15 protein-coding genes are annotated in these 19,813 nt (G+C 66.7%); 7 read left to right on the top strand and 8 right to left on the bottom strand.

Features of this window, described 5'->3' with window-relative positions:
* Together carB and greA are read left to right on the top strand one after the other, a co-directional pair.
* On the top strand, positions 1-3,062 hold a 3,062-nt coding region (gene carB, locus ACN0T5_RS15715; RefSeq protein ID WP_417769552.1), incomplete at its 5' end, for a carbamoyl-phosphate synthase large subunit.
* Positions 3,063-3,162: 100 nt separating this feature from the next.
* On the top strand, positions 3,163-3,636 hold the full coding sequence (gene greA, locus ACN0T5_RS15710) for a transcription elongation factor GreA (RefSeq protein ID WP_417769551.1): 474 nt from the start codon (positions 3,163-3,165) through the stop codon (positions 3,634-3,636).
* Positions 3,637-3,971: 335 nt separating this feature from the next.
* On the opposite strand, the gene ACN0T5_RS15705 is transcribed toward greA, so the two are convergent.
* The gene (locus ACN0T5_RS15705) at positions 3,972-4,514 is read right to left on the bottom strand and encodes a TetR/AcrR family transcriptional regulator (RefSeq protein ID WP_417769555.1); all 543 of its coding nucleotides are present in this window, start codon (positions 4,512-4,514) and stop codon (positions 3,972-3,974) included.
* A 134-nt stretch (positions 4,515-4,648) separates the two neighbouring features.
* Between ACN0T5_RS15705 and ACN0T5_RS15700 the strand changes: the two genes are divergently transcribed.
* Together ACN0T5_RS15700 and ACN0T5_RS15695 are read left to right on the top strand one after the other, a co-directional pair.
* Positions 4,649-5,182, top strand: coding sequence for a peroxiredoxin-like family protein (locus ACN0T5_RS15700; RefSeq protein WP_417769550.1), 534 nt, complete (start codon positions 4,649-4,651; stop codon positions 5,180-5,182).
* Positions 5,183-5,198: 16 nt separating this feature from the next.
* On the top strand, positions 5,199-5,597 hold the full coding sequence (locus ACN0T5_RS15695) for a nuclear transport factor 2 family protein (RefSeq protein ID WP_417769549.1): 399 nt from the start codon (positions 5,199-5,201) through the stop codon (positions 5,595-5,597).
* Between the two features lie 667 nt (positions 5,598-6,264).
* On the opposite strand, the gene ACN0T5_RS15690 is transcribed toward ACN0T5_RS15695, so the two are convergent.
* A complete protein-coding gene (locus tag ACN0T5_RS15690; protein ID WP_417769548.1) occupies positions 6,265-6,735 on the bottom strand; it encodes an Lrp/AsnC family transcriptional regulator in 471 nt (156 codons plus the stop codon).
* A gap of 285 nt (positions 6,736-7,020) precedes the next feature.
* Here ACN0T5_RS15690 and ACN0T5_RS15685 point away from each other — a divergent pair, with 285 nt between their 5' ends.
* Genes ACN0T5_RS15685 through ACN0T5_RS15675 form a run of 3 tightly spaced genes read left to right on the top strand, consistent with a single transcriptional unit; the run spans position 7,021 to position 9,939 of the window.
* Positions 7,021-8,004 (top strand): mitochondrial fission ELM1 family protein, encoded by a 984-nt coding sequence (locus ACN0T5_RS15685; RefSeq protein WP_417769547.1) that lies wholly within the window; start codon positions 7,021-7,023, stop codon positions 8,002-8,004.
* 19 nt (positions 8,005-8,023) lie between these two features.
* The gene (trxB, locus tag ACN0T5_RS15680) at positions 8,024-8,989 is read left to right on the top strand and encodes a thioredoxin-disulfide reductase (RefSeq protein ID WP_417769546.1); all 966 of its coding nucleotides are present in this window, start codon (positions 8,024-8,026) and stop codon (positions 8,987-8,989) included.
* A gap of 59 nt (positions 8,990-9,048) precedes the next feature.
* On the top strand, positions 9,049-9,939 hold the full coding sequence (locus ACN0T5_RS15675) for a LysR family transcriptional regulator (protein WP_417769554.1): 891 nt from the start codon (positions 9,049-9,051) through the stop codon (positions 9,937-9,939).
* Between the two features lie 560 nt (positions 9,940-10,499).
* Here the strand turns inward: ACN0T5_RS15675 and msrP are convergent.
* The 6 genes from msrP to ACN0T5_RS15645 form a co-directional block, all read right to left on the bottom strand.
* Positions 10,500-11,462, bottom strand: coding sequence for a protein-methionine-sulfoxide reductase catalytic subunit MsrP (gene msrP / locus ACN0T5_RS15670; protein WP_417769545.1), 963 nt, complete (start codon positions 11,460-11,462; stop codon positions 10,500-10,502).
* Positions 11,463-11,673: 211 nt separating this feature from the next.
* A complete protein-coding gene (locus tag ACN0T5_RS15665) occupies positions 11,674-13,059 on the bottom strand; it encodes a DHA2 family efflux MFS transporter permease subunit (RefSeq protein WP_417769544.1) in 1,386 nt (461 codons plus the stop codon).
* Positions 13,060-13,188: 129 nt separating this feature from the next.
* Complete coding sequence (locus tag ACN0T5_RS15660) at positions 13,189-14,340, bottom strand: PQQ-dependent sugar dehydrogenase (protein ID WP_417769543.1); 1,152 nt, start codon at positions 14,338-14,340, stop codon at positions 13,189-13,191.
* A 147-nt stretch (positions 14,341-14,487) separates the two neighbouring features.
* A complete protein-coding gene (locus tag ACN0T5_RS15655) occupies positions 14,488-16,563 on the bottom strand; it encodes an elongation factor G (RefSeq protein WP_417769542.1) in 2,076 nt (691 codons plus the stop codon).
* Positions 16,564-16,838: 275 nt separating this feature from the next.
* Positions 16,839-18,038: a pyridoxal phosphate-dependent aminotransferase gene (locus ACN0T5_RS15650; protein WP_417769541.1), complete on the bottom strand. Its 1,200-nt coding sequence runs from the start codon at positions 18,036-18,038 to the stop codon at positions 16,839-16,841.
* Positions 18,039-18,134: 96 nt separating this feature from the next.
* The gene (locus tag ACN0T5_RS15645) at positions 18,135-19,799 is read right to left on the bottom strand and encodes a pilus assembly protein TadG-related protein (RefSeq protein ID WP_417769540.1); all 1,665 of its coding nucleotides are present in this window, start codon (positions 19,797-19,799) and stop codon (positions 18,135-18,137) included.
* Positions 19,800-19,813 lie beyond the last annotated feature (14 nt).

Raw genomic sequence — 19,813 nt, 5'->3', positions numbered from 1 at the left:
CGCTGCTGCCGACAATGGGCGGCCAGACGGCGCTGAACTGCGCGCTCAGCTTGCGCAAGATGGGCGTCCTTGAGAAGTTCGGCGTGCAGATGATCGGCGCGACCGCCGAGGCGATCGACAAGGCCGAGGACCGCGAGCAGTTCCGCGAGGCGATGGCCCGGATCGGCCTCGAGACACCCCGCTCGAGGCTCGCCCATTCGCTTGGCGAGGCGCTCGACGCGCTTGACGATATCGGCCTTCCGGCCATCATCCGTCCGTCCTTCACGCTCGGCGGCACCGGCGGCGGCATCGCCTACAACCGCGAGGAATATCTCGACATCATCGAGCGCGGCATCGACGCTTCGCCGACCGACGAAGTTCTGGTCGAGGAATCGGTGATCGGCTGGAAGGAGTACGAGATGGAGGTCGTCCGCGACAAGGCGGACAACTGCATCATCATCTGCTCCATCGAGAACATCGACCCGATGGGCGTCCACACGGGCGATTCGATCACGGTCGCGCCGGCGCTGACCTTGACCGACAAGGAATACCAGATCATGCGCGACGCGAGCCTCGCGGTGCTGCGCGAGATCGGCGTCGAGACGGGCGGCTCCAACGTCCAGTTCGCGGTCAATCCGGAAAACGGCCGGCTGATCGTCATCGAGATGAACCCGCGCGTGTCGCGCTCCTCCGCGCTCGCCTCCAAGGCAACCGGCTTCCCGATTGCCAGGATCGCGGCGAAACTCGCCATCGGCTACACGCTCGACGAGTTGGAGAACGACATCACCGGCGGCGCCACGCCGGCCTCCTTCGAGCCGTCGATCGACTATGTCGTCACCAAGATCCCGCGCTTCGCTTTCGAGAAGTTCCCTGGCGCCGAGCCGCTCCTGACCACCGCGATGAAGTCGGTCGGCGAGGTCATGGCCATCGGCCGCACCTTCGCCGAAAGCCTGCAGAAGGCGCTGCGCGGTCTGGAGACCGGGCTCAGCGGTCTCGACGAGGTCGAGATCCCCGGCCTCGGCCAGAATGACGACAAGAACGCCATCCGCGCCGCTCTCGCCTCGCCGACGCCCGACCGGCTGCTGAAGGTCGCCCAGGCCTTCCGGCTGGGCACCGAACTGGAGCAGGTCTACCGCTCCTGCCATATCGACCCGTGGTACCTGCGCCAGATCCAGGCCATCGTCGAGACGGAAGAGAAGGTGCGCGCCCACGGCCTGCCGCAGACCACCGAGGCACTGCGCTCGCTCAAGGCGATGGGCTTCGCCGACGCGCGCCTCGCCTCGCTTGCCGGCATCGAGGAAGGCGACGTCAGGAAGCTGCGCCAGCGCCTCGACGTGCACCCGGTCTACAAGCGCATCGACACATGCGCTGCCGAGTTCGCCTCGCCGACCGCCTACATGTACTCGACCTACGAGACGCCCTTCGCCGGACGCCTCGCCGACGAGGCGCGCCCCAGCGACGCAAAGAAGGTGGTCATCCTCGGCGGCGGCCCGAACCGGATCGGCCAGGGCATCGAGTTCGACTATTGCTGCTGTCATGCCGCCTTCGCGCTGCAGGATGCGGGTTTCGAGACCATCATGGTCAACTGCAACCCGGAAACCGTCTCCACCGACTACGACACGTCGGACCGGCTCTATTTCGAGCCGCTGACGGACGAGGACGTGCTGGAAGTCATCCGCACCGAGCAGCAGAACGGCACGCTGCACGGCGTCATCGTCCAGTTCGGCGGCCAGACGCCGCTGAAGCTTGCACAGGCGCTGGTCGAGGCGGACGTGCCGATCCTGGGCACCTCGCCCGACATGATCGACCTGGCCGAGGACCGCGACCGCTTCCAGAAGCTGTTGCAGCGCCAGGGCCTGAAGCAGCCGCAGAACGGCATCGCCTATTCGGTCGAGCAGAGCCGTCTGGTCGTTGCCGATCTCGGCCTGCCGCTGGTGGTGCGCCCGTCCTACGTGCTTGGCGGCCGGGCGATGCAGATCATCCGCGACGAGGACGCACTCAACGCATACCTGCTCGGCACCTTGCCGGAACTCGTTCCCGGCGACGTGCGGGCCCGCTACCCCAATGACAAGACCGGCCAGATCAACACGGTGCTGGGCAAGAACCCGCTGCTCTTCGATCGCTATCTCGACGGCGCCATCGAGGTCGATGTCGACGCGCTTGCCGACGGCAAGGACGTCTTCGTCTGCGGCATCATGGAGCACATCGAGGAGGCCGGCATCCATTCGGGCGACAGCGCCTGCTCGCTGCCGCCCTACTCGCTCTCGGCCGAGATGATCGCCGAACTGACCCGCCAGACCGAGGTGCTCGCCAGGGCGCTCGGCGTCGGCGGCCTGATGAACGTCCAGTTCGCCATCCGCAACGGCGAGATCTTCGTGCTCGAGGTCAACCCGCGCGCCTCGCGGACCGTGCCCTTCGTCGCCAAGACCATCGGCGAGCCGATCGCCAAGATCGCCGCCCGCGTCATGGCCGGCGAGCCGCTCGCCTCCTTCGGCCTGACGACGAAGAAGCTCGACCATGTGGCGGTGAAGGAAGCCGTCTTCCCCTTCGCCCGCTTCCAGGGCGTCGACACGGTGCTCGGGCCGGAGATGCGCTCCACCGGCGAAGTGATGGGCCTGAACGGCACCTTCGAGGTCGCCTTCGCCAAGTCGCAGCTGGGCTCCGGCACCCGCGTGCCGACCGCCGGCACGGTCTTCGTCTCGGTTCGCGACGCCGACAAGGAACGCGTCCTCGACCCGATCCAGCGCCTTGTAAAGACTGGATTCCGGATCATTGCCACGCACGGAACCCAGGCCTTCCTGCAGGAGCAGGGAATTTCCTGCGACAAGGTCAACAAGGTGCTTGAAGGCCGGCCTCACATCGTTGATGCTATCAAGAACGGAGAGGTTCAGCTCGTCTTCAACACGACCGAAGGTGCGCAGGCGCTCTCCGACAGCAGGTCGCTGCGCCGTGCCGCCTTGCTGCACAAGGTCCCCTATTACACGACCTTGGCAGGGGCGATCGCGGCGGCAAAGGGGATCGAGGCCTACGCTTCGGGCAACCTTGAAGTGGTTCCGTTGCAGGCCTATTTCACGAAGGCCTGATTTTCCTGAACGTTCCGGCAGGGGACTTCCCGGCCGGACGTCTGTGTTTTTGACGCGCGCCGCCAACGAGTGGCGCGCGAAGCGAAAGGGTCGAGGACCTATGGAAAAAGTTCCGATGACAAGCGCTGGCTACGCCATGCTCGAGAAGGAGCTGAAGCAGCGGACGTCGGAAGAGCGGCCGCGCATCATCCAGGCAATTGCCGAGGCGCGCGCCCATGGCGACCTGTCGGAAAACGCCGAATACCATGCCGCCAAGGAGCAGCAGAGCCTCAACGAGGGCCGCATCGGCGAGCTTGAGGACAAGCTCGGCCGGGCCGAGGTGATCGATGTCACCAAGCTCTCCGGCGACACGGTGAAGTTCGGCGCCACGGTGACCCTCATCGACGAGGACACCGAGGAAGAGAAGAAGTACATGATCGTCGGCGACGTCGAGGCGGACGTGAAGCTCGGCCGCATCTCGATCTCCTCGCCGATCGCCCGGGCCCTCATCGGCAAGGCCACCGGCGACAGCGTCGAGGTGACCGCGCCGGGTGGCGCGCGTGCCTACGAGATCATCAACGTCACCTTCGGCTGACGGCGCAAGCCGCGACAATTCCGCACAAGTTCGAGCAATATTTTCGAAAAATTGACTCGCGCTTTATCGAGATTGCACGACGTTTACCGCCCGGACGGCAACGCCCGGGCGTTTTTGCGTTTGGCCGGCGGAGGACACGAGACCGCGTCGCGGCGGTGTCCTGTGCACGCGCCGCCTTGCACTTGTCCCCGTTTCCCGATGGCACCTATCCCCGCGATGCAGGCCCCGCCCGCGCCGCCGCGCCCGGAGACGTGTCCCCGGCCCTTGCTCCCCGTGCGATGATCGGGGGAAGCGGCCATGCGACACGGCGGCGGCAATGACGGCATTCCGGCCGGTCAGTGCGAGAGCAGCATCCTGACCCGGTCGGCGATCTGGTCCCGCATGCGATCGCTGGACCAGCCCGCACGGCCCCGGAACATGTAGCCCTGGCGAAGGTCGAAGAGCAGCGCGGCCCGTTCCTTCGAGGGGAAGGTCGGCGGCAATGTGCCCTTCTCCACTTCCCGGTCGAAGCGCTTGACCAGCCGCGTCTCCGTGTCGGCGATGGCAGCTTCCACGCGCTCCGCAACGCCTTCCACGTGGCCGACGGAGGCCACCACGCTTGACGCGAGGAAGCACCCCTTCGCACCGCTTTCATGCTCCGCCGCGGACCGGATGACTTCCGAGAAGAAGGCATGAAGCGCCTTCTCTATGTCTTCCTCGGCTTCGAGGGCCACGAGCGGGGCGCAGGCATCCGCGTCGCAATAGTGGTCGATGGTGCTCAGATAGAGGCCGCGCTTGTCGCCATAGGCCGCATAGAGGCTCGGCCCCGTGATCCCCATCGCACTGGTCAGGTCGCGCATGGAGGCGCCGTCGTAGCCCTTCTCCCAGAAAACGAACATCGCCTTCAGCAGCGCTTCGTCATAGTCGAAGTTCCGGGGTCGTCCAATTTTTTTTGTAACGTTCAATATATATCCCTTGACGCTGTCAGGTCGCCGCCTTTATGTATCGATCAATATATAAAGGAACGCACGACATGACCAGCAGAAAACTCGCCGCCGGTTCGGTGTTTCCGGCGATCAGCCTTCCTGTGCTCGGTGGCGGCAGGCGCGACATATCGAGGCCCCGCGACGGCTTCGACTGGATGCTCGTGACTGTCTATCGCGGCAAGCACTGTCCGCTCTGCACGACATACCTGCGGGAGCTCAATGCAGCCCTTGCCGACCTGAACGCGCTCGGCGTGGATGTGATCGCCGTTTCGGCCGACAGCAAGGCCCGCGCAGCCGCCCAGATGGAGGAGGTCTCGCCGCGCTTCGACGTGGCCTACGGCCTGACGGTTCCCCAGATGCAGGAACTTGGCCTGTACGTTTCAGGTCCGCGCAACGGGATGGATGTCGAGGCCCCGTTCGCCGAGCCGGGCCTTTTCGTCATCGACGAGGCCGGCGCGCTGCAGATCACCGACATCTCGAACGTCCCCTTTTCACGGCCCGGCCTGGAGTGGATTGCCAAGGGCATCGGCTTCCGGCGCGGACCGATGAAAAACGCTCCCATCAACGGCACTTTTGCCTGAACCCGAAGGAGACAGCATGACCGAAAGAACGGAAGCCGCATTGCGCGCGCGGATCGACGAATTGATGAAAGCCGGCGTCAGCGCCGACATGGAGACGCTCGACGGCATCTACCATGACGACATCGTCGTCATGGACCTCAGCATCGACGGACGCCTGGTGACCCTGACCAAGACGGACTTCATGTCCATGCTGGAGCAGACCTTCAGGGGCAAGAACCCGGCGGACCACATGTGGGCAAGGATCCACAGCGTCACCGTTGCCGGCGACCGGGGGCATGTGCTGATTTCGCGAAAAATCCCGGTCGGCGGCCCGAACATGATGATCGACCTGAGCATCGACTTCATTTTCGAGGACGGACGCTGGCAGGTGATCCGCGAGGTGAACTTCAGCCGGCCGGACGCGGCCGCCGCCTGAGCGGACGCAAAGCACCCCGGCCCGGCCGCATGCTTGCGCCATGCAGTTCCATGCGACCGGCCGGGGATGCTGGTTGGCGGCGGGCGGTCGGACGGCGCCTCCCCTCGGCCGTCATCCCGGCCAAGCGTCAGCGCAGAGCCGGGATCCATTGGCAACCCCGGCAGGCGTGAGGGCTCTCACCGAATGCGGCCGGCGTCGAGCCCTTCGCCGTCGGCGGGCCGAACCGAAACGCGCCCCCTTGCCCTGATCGCTCGCGCTCTGGAAACGAATGGGCCCCGGATCTCGCGATGCTCGTCCGGGGTGACGGACGGAGGCTGGGGCAACGGCGGCGCGCCTCTCCCGACAGGCTGTCGATGCAACTTTGGCGGCAGGCAGCCGTGGCGGCAGGCAGTCGTGGCAGCAGACAGCCGGACGGTCGCTCCCCGCTCAGGCCGTCATCCCGGCCAAGCGTCAGCGCAGAGCCGGGATCCATTGGCAACCCCGGCAGGCGTGAGGGCTCTCACCGGATGCGGCAGGCGTCGAGCCCTTCGCCGCCTGTCGCCCGGATCGAAACGCGGGCGCCTTGCCCTGATCGCTCCCGCTCTGGAAACGAATGGGCCCCGGGTCGCGGCTTCGCCTTGCCCGGGGTGACGCGCGGAGGGCGGGGCCGGGTTCGTCCCGCCCCCCCTCACTCCTTCATCGGCACGACCGGGTCGTTCTTGGTCTGGCGGATGGTGAGGGCCGTGCGGACGCTGTCGACATTCGGCGTGGCGGTAAGTTCGCGGATGATGAAGTTCTGGAAGGCTTGCAGGTCCGGCACCACGCATTTCAGCAGGAAGTCGACCTCGCCCGACAGCATGTAGCTTTCGCGCACTTCCGGCCAGCCCTTGACCTTCTCCTCGAAGGCATTGAGATCGCCCTCGGTCTGCGAATGCAGGCCGACCATGGCAAAGGCGGTGACGTCGTAGCCGAGCTGCTTTTCGTCCAGAAGGGTGCGGTAGCCGGTGATCAGCCCGGCCTCCTCCAGCGCGCGCACGCGGCGCAGGCAGGGCGGTGCGGAAATGCCGACGCGGCGCGCCAGCTCCACATTCGTGATGCGGCCATCCGCCTGCAGCTCTTTCAGAATGTGCCAATCAATCGCATCGAGGCGGATTTTCACACTGGTCTCCTTCGCCAATCGCTGGCACAGACACGGGGGGAACAAGGCTCTCGCGGGCCGGACGGGAGGGTCCGCACGCATGAGCGACTCAGCCGGCGCGTCATGCCGTTCGTACCCTAGGGCCTTATGATTTTTTACCGAAACCTGCAATAGTATAACAACAATCGTCGCCATGAAGAAACATCAGGAAAGCACGCCCTCCCCGAACCGGGCCCGAAACGGGATGGCGGCGCGGATGAAAACCGGCGAACGGAGCGGGAGGGAACGCTGGACACCGACCGGACCATGACTGCGCCCGGCGCCTGGATCGTCACCGACGGCAAGGCCGGCGACGAGATGCAATGCATCGCGGTCGCCGAGGCGCTGGGGCTTGCCTTCGAGCTGCGCCGGGTGGCCCCGCGCGCGCCCTGGTCCTGGGCAATGCCGCGCGGGCCGATCGATCCGCGCGAGGCCCCGGACCGGCCGCAAAGCCCGATCGCCCCGCCCTTTCCCGACATCGCGATCGCCTCCGGACGGCGCGCCGTCGCCTATCTGAAGCGGATCCGGCGTGACAGCCACGGGCACACGTTCACCGTCTTCCTGAAGGACCCGCGCACGGGCGCGAAGGCCGCCGACTTCATCTGGGTGCCGGCGCATGACGCCCTGCGCGGCGACAATGTGCTGGCGACGCCTGGCGGCCCGCACCGGCATTCGGCCGCAAGGCTGGCGGATGCGCGTCAAAACCCCTGGCCGCAGATCGCCGGGCTCGGACATCCGCGCGTTGCCGTGCTCGTTGGCGGCAACAGCCGCAACCACCACTACCGTCCGGAGGACATCGCCCGCTTCGCCGACGGGCTGCGGCACTTCATCGCCGACGGCGCACATCTGATGATGACCACCTCGCGGCGCACGCCGCAGGCCTTGAGCGAGACACTGCGCCAGATCGCGGCGCGCGGCGGTCATCTCCTGTGGGACGGATCGGGCGAAAACCCCCTGCTGCAATATCTTGCCAACGCCGATGCGGTGGTGGCCACCGCCGACAGCGCCAACATGGTCGGCGAGGCATTGGCGAGCGGCAGGGCAGTCCACGTTTTCCACCCGCAGGGCGGTCACCGCAAATTTGATGCGTTTATGGCGGGATTGGTGGGAACGAACGCCCTGCACCCCTTCCCCGGACCGCTTAAAGTGACTACCTACGAACCGGTCGATTCCACGCCGGAGATCGCCGAGGCGATCCGGCGGCGTTTCGAGGCGCACCGAACGGCTCGCGCGCCGGCGCCGCGAGGCTGAGCATGCAAGGAAAGAAGCGATGGCAGAAGAGCACCACAAACTCCTGATTGTCGGCTCCGGCCCCGCCGGCTACACGGCCGCCGTCTATGCCGCGCGCGCCATGCTGGAGCCGGTTCTGGTGACGGGCATCCAGCCCGGCGGCCAGCTCACCATCACCACGGAAGTGGAAAACTATCCGGGCTTCGCCGATCCGATCCAGGGCCCCTGGCTGATGGAGGAGATGCGCAAGCAGGCAGAGAACGTCGGCACGAAGATCATCTACGACACGATTCTCGAGGCCGACCTTTCGGTGCGTCCCTTCCGCCTGACCGGCGACAGCGGCACGGTCCACACCTGCGACGCGCTGATCATCGCCACGGGCGCGCAGGCCAAGTGGCTGGGCATCCCGACCGAGCAGGAATTCATGGGCGCCGGCGTGTCGGCCTGCGCCACCTGCGACGGCTTCTTCTATCGCGGCAAGGAGGTGATCGTGGTCGGCGGCGGCAACACCGCGGTCGAGGAAGCGCTGTATCTGGCCAACCTCGCCTCCAAGGTGACGGTGGTGCACCGCCGCGACAGCTTCCGCGCCGAGAAGATCCTGCAGGAACGGCTGGCGCGCAACGACAAGATCGAGGTGATCTGGGACAGCACCGTGGAAGAAGTGCTCGGCGGCGGCACGCCCAAGGCCGTGACCGGCGCCCGGCTGAGGAACGTCCACACGGGCGAGACGCGCGACATTGCAGCCGACGGCTTCTTCGTCGCCATCGGCCACGCCCCGGCGGTGGAACTGTTCAAGGACCAGCTGAAGATGAAGCCGTCGGGCTACATCTGGACGGCCCCCGACAGCTCGATGACGTCGATCCCCGGCGTCTTCGCGGCCGGCGACGTGACCGACGAGATCTACCGCCAGGCGGTGACCGCGGCGGGCATGGGTTGCATGGCCGCCCTTGAAAGCGAACGCTTTCTTGCCGAACATGAGATTGCGGAAGCGGAAGCCGCCGAATAGGCTACGCTGCAACACGCCTCGGCGGGAGCCGACACGAACACATAGAGGGCGCCGTGCCGCTGGACTGGGACAAATTGCGGATCTTCCATGCGGCGGCGCAGGCCGGCAGCTTCACGCATGCCGGCGACACGCTGAACATGAGCCAGTCCGCGGTCAGCCGGCAGGTGAGCGCGCTTGAACACGACCTCAAGGTGCCGCTCTTCCACCGGCACGCGCGCGGCCTGCTCCTGACCGAGCAGGGCGAGGTGCTCTATCGCACCGCGCGCGAGGTGTTCATGAAGCTGGAGGCGGCGCAGGCGCGCCTCACCGACAGCCGCGAAAAACCCTCCGGCGTGCTGAGGATCACCACCACGGTCGGCCTCGGCTCGACCTGGCTGACCCAGCGCCTCAACGAGTTCGTCGATCTCTATCCGGAGATGGAACTGCGGCTGATCTTCGACGACGACGAGCTGGACCTTGGCATGCGCGAGGCCGATGTCGCCATCCGCCTGCGCCAGCCGACCCAGCCGGACCTGATCCAGCGCAAGCTGTTCACCGTGCATTTCCATCTGTACGCGGCGCCCAGCTACATCCAGCGCTTCGGCGCGCCGAAGTCGATGAACGATCTCGACGGCCACCGAATCATCACCTTCGGCGAGCAGGCCCCGCCCTATCTGCGCGACATGAACTGGCTGGAAACGGCCGGCCTGCCGCTTGGCGAGAGCCGGCGCTGCGTGCTGCGGATCAACAACGTGGTGGCGATCAAGCGGGCCGTTCAGCGCGGCATCGGCATCGCCATCCTGCCGGATTACATCAACGAGGACGGCTCCGGCCTCGTCCAGCTGCTGCCCGAGGCGGAAGTGCCGAATTTCGACACCTATTTCGTCTACCCTTCCGAGCTGAAGAACACCGCCCGCATCGCCGTGTTCAGGGACTTCCTGCTGTCCAAGGCCGAGCGCTGGACCTTCTGAGCCTCATTTTTGCGCAGCTGCGGCAAGGCGCGGCCCTCTCCGGACCCGCGGCAGGCCGCGCAGGCCTGCGATATTGCGTCGCACATCGGGGCGTTGCCCCTTCGCAAGCCGCTCCTGGCGACGAACAGGTCGCGTGAAGACTTGTCTCATTCGAACAATGAATGCCCGCAAATCAGGCCGCGCGCCCGCGCTTCCGGCACATGGCGGCACATGGCAAGGCAAAGATGACGCAGCGCCCGGCGTGATGCCCGGTTTTTGCATAGCAGACTTGCGCGACTGCATCTTGCATGGGCACGTTGTGCACTGCATATAAGCAACAGGCTGTTGGTCTGCTTCGTCGCTACCTCCTCCCAGCGACGTCTGATGCGACCAGCTGTTCCCCTCTGGAAGGTGATTGCGCCACCGATGGTGGCAAAATCAAATAACTGCCGGGCCTTGTGCCCGGCATTTTTTTTGGGCGGCTGACAGGAACAAGCGGCCCTTTCGCGATCGGGATGCAAAAAGGGCCCGGCGCACGACGCCAGGCCCTCCCCTCTTGAACTTCGCAAGCAGCTGCTCGCTCAGATGTAGAGCGCCTCGCCCTCCATCCCCTTGTAGAGATCGGCGACCTGCTCGCCGTAGCCGTTGAAAAGGAGGGTCGGCACGCGGTCGCCCGTGGGCAGCACCTGCTCGCTCGCCTGGCTCCAGCGCGGATGGGGAACCTCGGGGTTCACGTTCGCCCAGAAGCCGTATTCCGACGCCTGCACTTCCTCCCAGAAGCTGACGGGGCGCTCCTCGGTGAAGGAGAAGCGGGTGATCGACTTGATCGATTTGAAACCGTATTTCCACGGCACGGCGAGGCGCAGCGGCGAGCCGAACTGCTTGGCCAGCGGCTTGCCGTAGACACCGGTCGCCAGGAAGGCGAGTTCATTGGTCGCCTCGGCGATGGTCAGGCCCTCGACATAGGGCCAGGGATACCAGGAGGCGCGCTGGCCGCTGGCCGTGTCCGGATCGAGGAAGGTTTCCATGCGAAGATATTTCGCCCCCGCCTTGGGGCCTGCGAGCCGCACCAGCTCGGCGAGCGGGAAGCCGGTCCAGGGCACCGCCATCGACCACGCCTCGACGCAGCGCAGCCGGTAGAGCCGCTCTTCCAGGCTCACCTTCTTCAGCAACTCGTCGATGCCGATGGTCTGCGGATTGTCGCAAAGCCCGTCGATCGTCACCTCCCAGGGGCGGATCTTCAACGCCTGCGCCGCCGAGGCGATCTGCTTGTGCGAGCCGAACTCGTAGAAGTTGTTGTACATGGAACTGAACTTCTCGGGCGTGATCTCCCGGTCGAGGGTGAAGGTCTCGTTGCGGCTCGCGGGATAGAGCGACAGGCTCGGATCTTCCTCGGCGAAGGCCGGACGCGGAAAGCCACCCCCGGCCATCAGCGCACCGGCGCCGGCAAGGCCGGCGATCACCGCACGCCGGTTGAAGAAAACGGCTTCCGGCGTTGCCGCGGATTCCGGCAGCTCCCAGCCACGCTTTCGAATGATGTTCATCGCGTCCTCCGTCGCTTCATGCCTGCCGTACCGGATATCCCGCGACCGGGCGCGCGTCCCGGCGGCACGGGCGTCGTGGCACCGACCGTTGCCTCTGACCTAGCGCGCGCGCAGCCTCCCGGCAAATCAAGTGCGGTTGAACGAAACGTGCCGGGATCGTGAGCAGAACCGCGAGGCGAACCAGGAAACGGACCGCCGGGAGCAGGCCGGCTCACGCCTCCTGGCGCTGCCGGTGTCCCGAGGCCTCCTGCCCGGCCGTCGCCGGCAGGAAGGCGAAGACCGGCACGGAGACCAGCGCCAGTGCCGCCGTGACCGCGAAAGCCATGTGGAAGTTGACGAGCGCCAGCGGGTCCCCGCTGAACCAGCCGGCCGCCTCGAGCACGAAACCGGCAAGCGCGACGCCCAGCGCCAGCGAGACCTGCTGGAACACGGAACTCAACGCGGTCCCCTGGCTCGCCTCGTCATCCCCGATGCTGGTGAACATCAGCCCGTTGGAGGAGGTGAAGAGGAAGGAGCGGGTGAGGCCCGCGCCGTAAAGCACCAGCACGAAGATCCACACCGGCGTTCCGGGCGCGAAAGCGGCCATGGCAAGGGTCAGCAGCGCCCCGCCAAGCGAGGCGATCACAAGCGCGGTGCGGAAACCGAGCGCGGCCAGCGAGCGCTTGACGATGAACTTCATCGAGATGGCGCCGAACGCACCGGTGAAGGTGATCAGGCCCGACTGGAAGGCGTTGTAGCCAAAGGAGGTCTGCAGCATCAAGGGGATCAGGAAGGGCATCGCGCCCGACGACACCCGGAAGATGTTGGTGCCCAGCAAGGTGAGACCGAAGGCGCGGTTGCGCAGCAAGGCCAGGTCAAGGATCGGATCGGCCTTTGCCTTCGCGTGAACGAGATAGCCGGCAAGCGCGGCAAGGCCGGCGACAGTCGTCACCAGCCCGACCACGGGCGGCAAGGCCGGCAGGCTGACCACCGACAGGCCGAAGACGATGCCCGCCGCCGCCGTCCCGCTCAGGAGGAAGCCCGTCCAGTCAAGCCTCGAGGTCGGGCGCTTGGCGATGTCGGGCAGGAAGATGCCGCAAAACCATACCCCGACGATGCCGATCGGCACGTTGATGAGGAAGATCCAGTGCCAGGAAAGATAGGTGGTCAGGAAGCCGCCGAGCGGCGGACCGGCCATCGGGCCGATGAGGCCGGGAATGGTCATCAGCGTCATCGCATGGACAAGGTCCTTCTGCCGGAAGGTCCTAACCAGGATGAGCCGCCCGACCGGCACCATCATCGACCCGCCCATGCCTTGCAGGAAGCGCGAGAGCACGAAGGTGAGCAGCGAGTTGGAAAAGGCGCAGGCAATCGAGCCGATGACGAAGACGACGATGGCGAGGCGGAAAACCCGCTTGGCCCCGAACGTGTCGGCCATCCAGCCGCTGACCGGGATGAAGACGCCGAGCGCCACCAGATAGGAGGTCAGCGCCAGTTTCAGCGCGATCGGACTGGTGCCGAGATCCGCCGCGATCACCGGCAATGAGGTGGCGATGACGGTGGAATCCATCATCTCCATGAAAAACGCGAAAGCGATGATGAGCGGAACGGTGTTCATGATGTCCGGGGGGTGCAGCGCGGCGGAAGGAAGGAAGAGGAGCCGCCCCCTCTCAATAGCGCGAAAGCCGGACACTGCAAATGGCGGATGCGCCGGCGCGGGCGGGTCAACCGCCGCGCCGGTCTTGCCCTATAGCGCCCCGGAGATGCGATAAAGCGCGCCATCGCCCTCGTCGGTCGAGAACCAGAGCGTCCCGTCCGGCGCGTTGCGCAAGGTGCGGATGCGCCCGTACTCGCCGGGGATCAGGCGTTCCTCGGAGACCACCTCGCCGTTTTCCACCTCGAGCCGTGCGATCAGCTGATCCTTCAGCGCGCCGACAAAAAGGCTGCCGCGCCACTGCGGCACGGCGTCCCCGGTGTAGAAGGCCATGCCGGAGGGCGCGATCGACGGGTCCCAGTAATGGACCGGCTGCTCGTAGCCCTCGGCTTCGGTGCCGACACCGATCCTCAGACCCGAATAGTGGCGGCCATAGGAGATGACCGGCCAGCCGTAGTTCTTTCCCGCTTCCGGCCGGTTGATCTCGTCGCCGCCGCGCGCGCCGTGCTCGAGCGTCCACAAAAGCCCGGTCGACGGCTCGATCGCCGCGCCCTGGATGTTGCGATGGCCGGTCGACCAGATTTCGGGCAGCGCCTCCACACCATCCGCGAAGGGATTGTCGGCAGGGATCGAGCCGTCGGCATTCACGCGCAGGACCGAGCCGGCATGGTCCCTCGGGTCCTGGGCGCGGTCCGCATCGCCCCGGTCGCCCAGCGTGAGGAAGACCGTGCCGTCGGGCGCGGGAACGACGCGCGAGCCGAAATGCCGGCCGCCGGCGGTCTTCTTTTCCATCCGCGCGATGACGGTGACATCGACCAGCCGTGCGGTGTCCCCCTCGCGCGCCAGCCGGGCCGTCGCGGCAGCCGTGCCTGCACCGCCCGGACCGGGTTCGGAAAAGGTGAGATAGATGCGGCCGCTCGTCGCGAAGTCCGGCGCGACGACGAGGTCGAGCAACCCGCCCTGCCCCACGGCGCGCACCCGGGGCACGCCGGCGACCTCGATGCGGGTTTTCCCGTCGGCGGAGACGAGCCACATCCGCCCCTCCACCTCGTTGACGAGAAGCGAGCCGTCGGGAAGGAAATCGAAGCCCCAGGGGTAGGAGAGATCCGCCACCATGCGGGTGACGGTGAATGTGACGCCGCCGGCCTCATGCGCGGTTTGCGCCGATGCCGGAACAAGGGTCGCGGCCGTCAGCGCCAGCGCACCGGCAACATTCGCGACGACACTCGAAAGAACTGCTCGCAAGGGATCCCTCCCGCCTGATCCGGTCTCATGACCTGGCCCCCGCCCTATAGCTAGGAGCAAAGCCGGAAGGGTCCAGACGGGAATGCAGGCGCGGCGGATGCGGCCGGGACGGCGCGGCGGATGCCGCATCGTCCCGGCCCGGATGTCTCACGCCGCCTGGCGCCCGTGCCGGGCAAGCACCGCATCGGCCGGCTTGCCGGTCAGTTCGGCGAGATGGTCGAAACGGCTGACATAGGTGGCGACACCGGCGGTGGCCGAGCGCAGCTCGACGATCAGCCCGCCGATTTCCGTCTCCGGCATCAAGGCCTGCACCTCGTCCCAGCCGGCCCAGCCCGGACGGGCATCGAAGCCCAGAAGCTGGCCGCGCCGGCTGGAGACGATGGCGTTGATGCGCGCCGTCGCATCGCTCGGGCAGGCGATGGTGACGTGGTGGATCGGCTCGAGCAGCACCGGCTTGCACTGCGGCAGCCCCTCGCGCATCGCCTGGATCGCCGCCATGCGGAACGCCTGGTCGGAGGAATCGACGCTGTGATAGGAGCCGTCGGTCAGGGTCACCGCGATATCGACGGTGGGAAAGCCGAGCGTGCCGGTTCTCAGTGCCTCTTCCACGCCGGCGCGCACGGAGGCGATATACTGCTTGGGGATGACACCGCCCGTGATCGTGTCGTTGAAGACGAAGCCTTCGCCGCGCGGCATCGGACGGATCTCGATGGCCACGTCGCCGAACTGGCCATGGCCGCCCGACTGCTTCTTGTGGCGTGCCCGCACCGATGTCGACCCGCGGATCGTCTCGCGATAGGGGATGGTGGAATCGGCCGTTTCCACCGCCAGTCCGTACTTGCCGGTCAGTCGCTCCAGCGCGACGCGCAAATGCATCTCGCCCTGCCCCTCGATCCGGGTCTCGCCGCTGTCCTGGCTCTGGGTGACGACAAGCGCCGGGTCCTCCTCGGCCAGCTTGGCAAGTGCCGCCGACAGCTTCACCTCGTCGCGGCGCTCGCTTGGCGAGACGGCAAGGCCGAGCACCGGCGGCGGCATGTCGAGCGGTGCGAGCTGGGGAGCCGGCGCGCCGGCACCCAGCGTGTCGCCCGTATGCACCCCGTCGAGCTTGCCAAGGCCGACCGTGTCGCCGGCTTCGGCCGTTCCGCGCTTGTGCGCCTGCTGGCCCATCAGCTTGTAGAAACCGGAAATGCGCACCGGCTCCCCGTCGGGACGTGTCAGCGTGTCCGCATCGGAGAGCGTTCCGCAGATGAGACGCGTCAGCGACAGCTTGCCCGCATGCAGCGTGTGGACTGTCTTGAGCACCTGGACGAGCGTGCCGCCGTCATCGGGAACCCCGAGCCGGGCCCGTGTCTCGGCAATGCCCGGCGCGTCGTGGCGCAGCGCCTTCATGAGCCGGCCGATGCCGTTGCCATGCTCGGCCGATCCGAACAGAACCGGACAGATCAGGCCCTCGCGCAGCTCGCGGCCGATATCCTCGAAGATCCTGTCACGCTCCGGGGCGATGTCCTCCAGCAGCGATTCCATCAGGACGTCGTCATGATCGGCCAGCGTCTCCAGCATGGAGAAGCGCGCCTCGACCTCGCGCGCCATTGCCTCGTCGGGGATTTCGATGACCTGGCTTGCCGCGTGTTCGCGGTAGACATAGGCGCGCTCCAGCGCCAGGTCGATGAAGCCGGTGGCGATGCCCTCCTTCCAGATCGGGACCTGGCGCATCACCAGCGGCACGGCGGAGGCCGGCTGCAGCATGGCCAGCACGTCGCGCAGCCGCATGGAGGTCCGGTCGATCTTGTTCAGGAACAGGATGCGCGGGATGCCGCGATCCTCGAGCTGCTTGAGGATGACCTGCAGCGCGGCCACTTTCTTCTCGTCCGCCTCGGCAACGACCACGGCAAGGTCGATGCCGGCAAGCACGCCGGCCGTCTCGCCGAGAAAGTCGATGGAACCGGGGCAGTCGAGGAAAACGAAACGGTCGCCGAGATACTCGGCCTCAGCCATGTTCAGTTCGACGCTCATGGAGTGGGCGCGTGCCTCCGGCGCGGCATCGCCGATCGTGTTGCCCGCCGTCACCGCTCCCTGCCGCGAAATGGCCCCCGTGCGGGCGAGCAACGCTTCGAGCAGCGAGGTCTTTCCGCTGCCGAACGGCCCGAAGATCCCGATGCACCGGGGCCCTGTATCTCTGCCGGCTTGGGTGCCTGCCCTCTCGCTTGTCCTGTTGTCGCCCATGCTCAAGTCTCCTTCCCCATCGGGTCCTGACAAGGACCGGTTGTCGTAGAAGGAACCGGGCGCGGCTCTGACCGGACGGCGCCGCGCACCAGCACCGCCGCCCGCCAGACACGGGCGGACGCTCATCGTCGCGCCGATGAGGCGGCAAACGCAAGGGAAACCTGTGCTGCGCTGCGTTACGGGGGCTGGCGCAGCACATGCAAAGGCCCGGCGGATCGCTCCGCCGGGCCTTGATCAGACCGGTCCGGCCGCGCGCCAAACAGGCGCGCGCGGACTTATCGCAGATTGCCGCAGAAGCGCTGGATGCGCGTGCAGGCCTCTTCCAGCGCCTCGGTCGAGGTCGCGTAGGAGATGCGGAAGTTGGGGCCAAGGCCGAAAGCGGACCCTTGCACCACGGCAACGCCTTCGGTTTCCAGCAGCTCGGTGACGAAATCCTCGTCGGTCTCAATCACCTTGCCCGACGGCGCGGTCATGCCGAGCGTGCCGGCGCAGGACGGGAAGACGTAGAAGGCGCCCTCCGGCACCGGGCAGGAGAGGCCCTTCGCCTGGTTCAGCATCGAGACGACGAGATCGCGGCGCGACTTGAACACCTCGTTGTTGGCCGGGATGAAGTCCTGCGGCCCGTTCAGTGCCTCGACCGCCGCCCACTGGGCGATGGAGCTGGGGTTGGAGGTCGACTGCGACTGGACCTTGGCCATCGCCTTGATCAGTTCGGCCGGGCCGCCGGCGTAGCCGATGCGCCAGCCGGTCATGGCATAGGCCTTGGAGACGCCGTTGACCGTCAGCGTGCGGTCGTGGAGCTTCGGTTCGACCTGCGCCGGCGTCGTGAACTCGAAGCCGTCATAGACGAGATGCTCGTACATGTCGTCGGACATGATCCACACATGCGGATGGCGCATCAGGACGTCGGTCAGGACCTTCAGTTCGTCGCGCGAATAGGCCGCGCCCGACGGGTTGGAGGGCGAGTTGAAGATCAGCCACTTGGTCTTCGGCGTGATCGCCGCCTCGAGCGCCTCCGGCGTGATCTTGAAGGTCGACTTGTCGGCCTCCACGATCACCGGCTCGCCGCCAGCCAAGAGCACCATGTCCGGATAGCTGACCCAGTAGGGCGTCGGCACGATGACCTCGTCGCCCGGATTGATGGTCGCGATCAGCGCGTTGTAGAGCACCTGCTTGCCGCCGGTGCCGACGCTGACCTGCGAAGGCTCGTAGTCGAGGCCGTTCTCGCGCTTGAACTTGGCGCAGATCGCCGCCTTCAGCTCCGGAATCCCGTCGACGGCCGTGTATTTCGTCTTGCCCTCGTTGATCGCCGCGATCGCCGCCGCCTTGACGTTCTCCGGAGTGTCGAAGTCGGGCTCGCCCGCGCCAAGGCCGATGACATCGCGTCCGGCGGCCTTGAGTTCGCGTGCCTTGTTGGTCACGGCAATGGTGGCGGAGGGTTTGACGCGCGCCAGTGCGTCGGCGATGAAGCCCATGATGCTCTCCCGGTGAGGCAGGTGGTTGCAGGCGCGCGGAGACTACTTCCCGCGCCCCCGCCACGCAAGGGAGATGGCTAACTGTTCGCGCCCTGCTCAACCGGCAAGGACGCCGCCGCCGCAGCGAATGCCGTGGACCCGCACATCCGCCTCGCCAAGATGCAGGCCGAGCGTCGTCAACAGCCCGTGAACGACGGCGTCGAGCGGAGCCGCCACCTCGCCGAGCAGATCGCCGACCGTGTCGGCAACCGGACCGGGAAACGACAGGCCGAGCGACAGCAGCTTCACCTCGAGATCGAGATCCGACAGGAGACTGGAGACGAGCGACCCGGCGATCGAACGTGTGCCGGTGCGCTTCACCGTGCCGCGCGCCACATCGCGCGCGGTGAAAACGAGCCGCGTGCCGGTGGCATTGCCGACATCGACATGCGCCTTGCCGGTGACCTTGACCAGCGGCGCCTCGACAATGCGGGCCGGATGGAGGCGCGGCGTGTTGCCGAAATCCGACAGGTCGCCGGCGCCAGGCTCGCCGATCCAGGCCTCCACGATCCCCGGCCGGGCGACGACTGCCGCACGCGCCGACCCGCCATAGGGGCAGGAAACGGAGGCAAGCTCCGCCTCGCCATAGGCAAGGTCGACGACAATCGGCAGCCGCAGACGGACATCGGCAAGGGCGCCGGCACCGCCGACCTCCGCCACAAGGCGCAGCCGCGTCTGGGCCGTGCGCACCTTCGCCGGTTTCGGCCCGACGGCAATCATGGCGCTGTGGCGCGGCATCTCGCCGATGGCAAGAACAGCGCTGAGCGACAGGAGGCCCGGCACCTCGGCCCCGAGATCGAGCTTCACCTGGCGCGCGCCATTGGCAAGCACGAGCGAGGAGCCGAGCACCTGCATGGCCGAGGCCTGCGCGTCGAGCCCCGGCGCCGGGTCGTCGATGGCAAGCATCGCCAGGGGCCCGAGATCGAAGAGGGAGCCGAGCGGCACCTTGCCATTGAGCCCGCCGCTCGCCAGCAGCCGCTTCAGCGCCAGCTCCGCCGCCGTGTCGCCGTTGTCGCCGGCGATCTTCGCCATCGCCGCGACAAGGTCCCCGATCGTCACCGGCGCATCGAGCACGTCCTGGAAGGTGCCCGCGGTGAGGTCGATCCGGCTTGCCACCCCCTGGATCGTCTGTGCGATCTGCATATCGGCCGAGGCCAGCCCCTGATAGTCCATGACATTGAGGTCGACCCTCGTTCCCAGCATCTTGCCGAGGAGTTCGTTGGCGACGCCGTCGCGCAGGGCAAGCAGGCGCGTGCCGATCGAGAACGCGGCCAGTTCGGCATTGGCGGCCATCGCCGAGACGCCGATGGTCGCCGTCTGCGAGGAGAACACCCTGGCGAAATAGACCCGGCCCGGCTTGCGCAGATCGACCCGGACCGCATTGAAGGGCTGCAGGTTGGGCCGGAAGCGGCGCGTGTGGTCGAGCGCCGCATCCTGGACGTAGTTGCCGCGAATGACGGTGAAGTCGGCGTCCACGCCGTTTGCCTCGAGCGTCGCCGCGACGGCGGCTTCCGCCCGGGGAATGTCGGAGGCGCCGGCGACGGCGGCAAGGTCCGCCGTACCCTGCAGGGTTCTGCGTTCGAGGAACAGGGCTCCGACATCGACCGCAAGGGCCAGCGCCCCGATGATCACGGCGAAGAAGAAGGCGGTGATCATGGCGACCGATCCCTGCCGGTCGCGGGCGAGGGACAAGAAGAGCTTGCGCAAACCGTCAGGCTGCATGACGTGTCCTCCTC

This window comes from Stappia sp. (assembly GCF_048261845.1).
Taxonomy (GTDB): domain Bacteria; phylum Pseudomonadota; class Alphaproteobacteria; order Rhizobiales; family Stappiaceae; genus Stappia.
This window is presented reverse-complemented; position numbering and strand designations above follow the sequence as displayed.

Coding starts and splice junctions, on each gene's coding strand:
- greA (WP_417769551.1), top strand. CDS start 3,163: ATGGAAAAAGTTCCGATGACAAGCGCTGGCTACGCCATGCTCGAGAAG.
- ACN0T5_RS15705 (WP_417769555.1), bottom strand. CDS start 4,514: ATGTTCGTTTTCTGGGAGAAGGGCTACGACGGCGCCTCCATGCGCGAC.
- ACN0T5_RS15700 (WP_417769550.1), top strand. CDS start 4,649: ATGACCAGCAGAAAACTCGCCGCCGGTTCGGTGTTTCCGGCGATCAGC.
- ACN0T5_RS15695 (WP_417769549.1), top strand. CDS start 5,199: ATGACCGAAAGAACGGAAGCCGCATTGCGCGCGCGGATCGACGAATTG.
- ACN0T5_RS15685 (WP_417769547.1), top strand. CDS start 7,021: ATGACTGCGCCCGGCGCCTGGATCGTCACCGACGGCAAGGCCGGCGAC.
- trxB (WP_417769546.1), top strand. CDS start 8,024: ATGGCAGAAGAGCACCACAAACTCCTGATTGTCGGCTCCGGCCCCGCC.
- msrP (WP_417769545.1), bottom strand. CDS start 11,462: ATGAACATCATTCGAAAGCGTGGCTGGGAGCTGCCGGAATCCGCGGCA.
- ACN0T5_RS15665 (WP_417769544.1), bottom strand. CDS start 13,059: ATGAACACCGTTCCGCTCATCATCGCTTTCGCGTTTTTCATGGAGATG.
- ACN0T5_RS15655 (WP_417769542.1), bottom strand. CDS start 16,563: ATGGGCGACAACAGGACAAGCGAGAGGGCAGGCACCCAAGCCGGCAGA.
- ACN0T5_RS15650 (WP_417769541.1), bottom strand. CDS start 18,038: ATGGGCTTCATCGCCGACGCACTGGCGCGCGTCAAACCCTCCGCCACC.
- ACN0T5_RS15645 (WP_417769540.1), bottom strand. CDS start 19,799: ATGCAGCCTGACGGTTTGCGCAAGCTCTTCTTGTCCCTCGCCCGCGAC.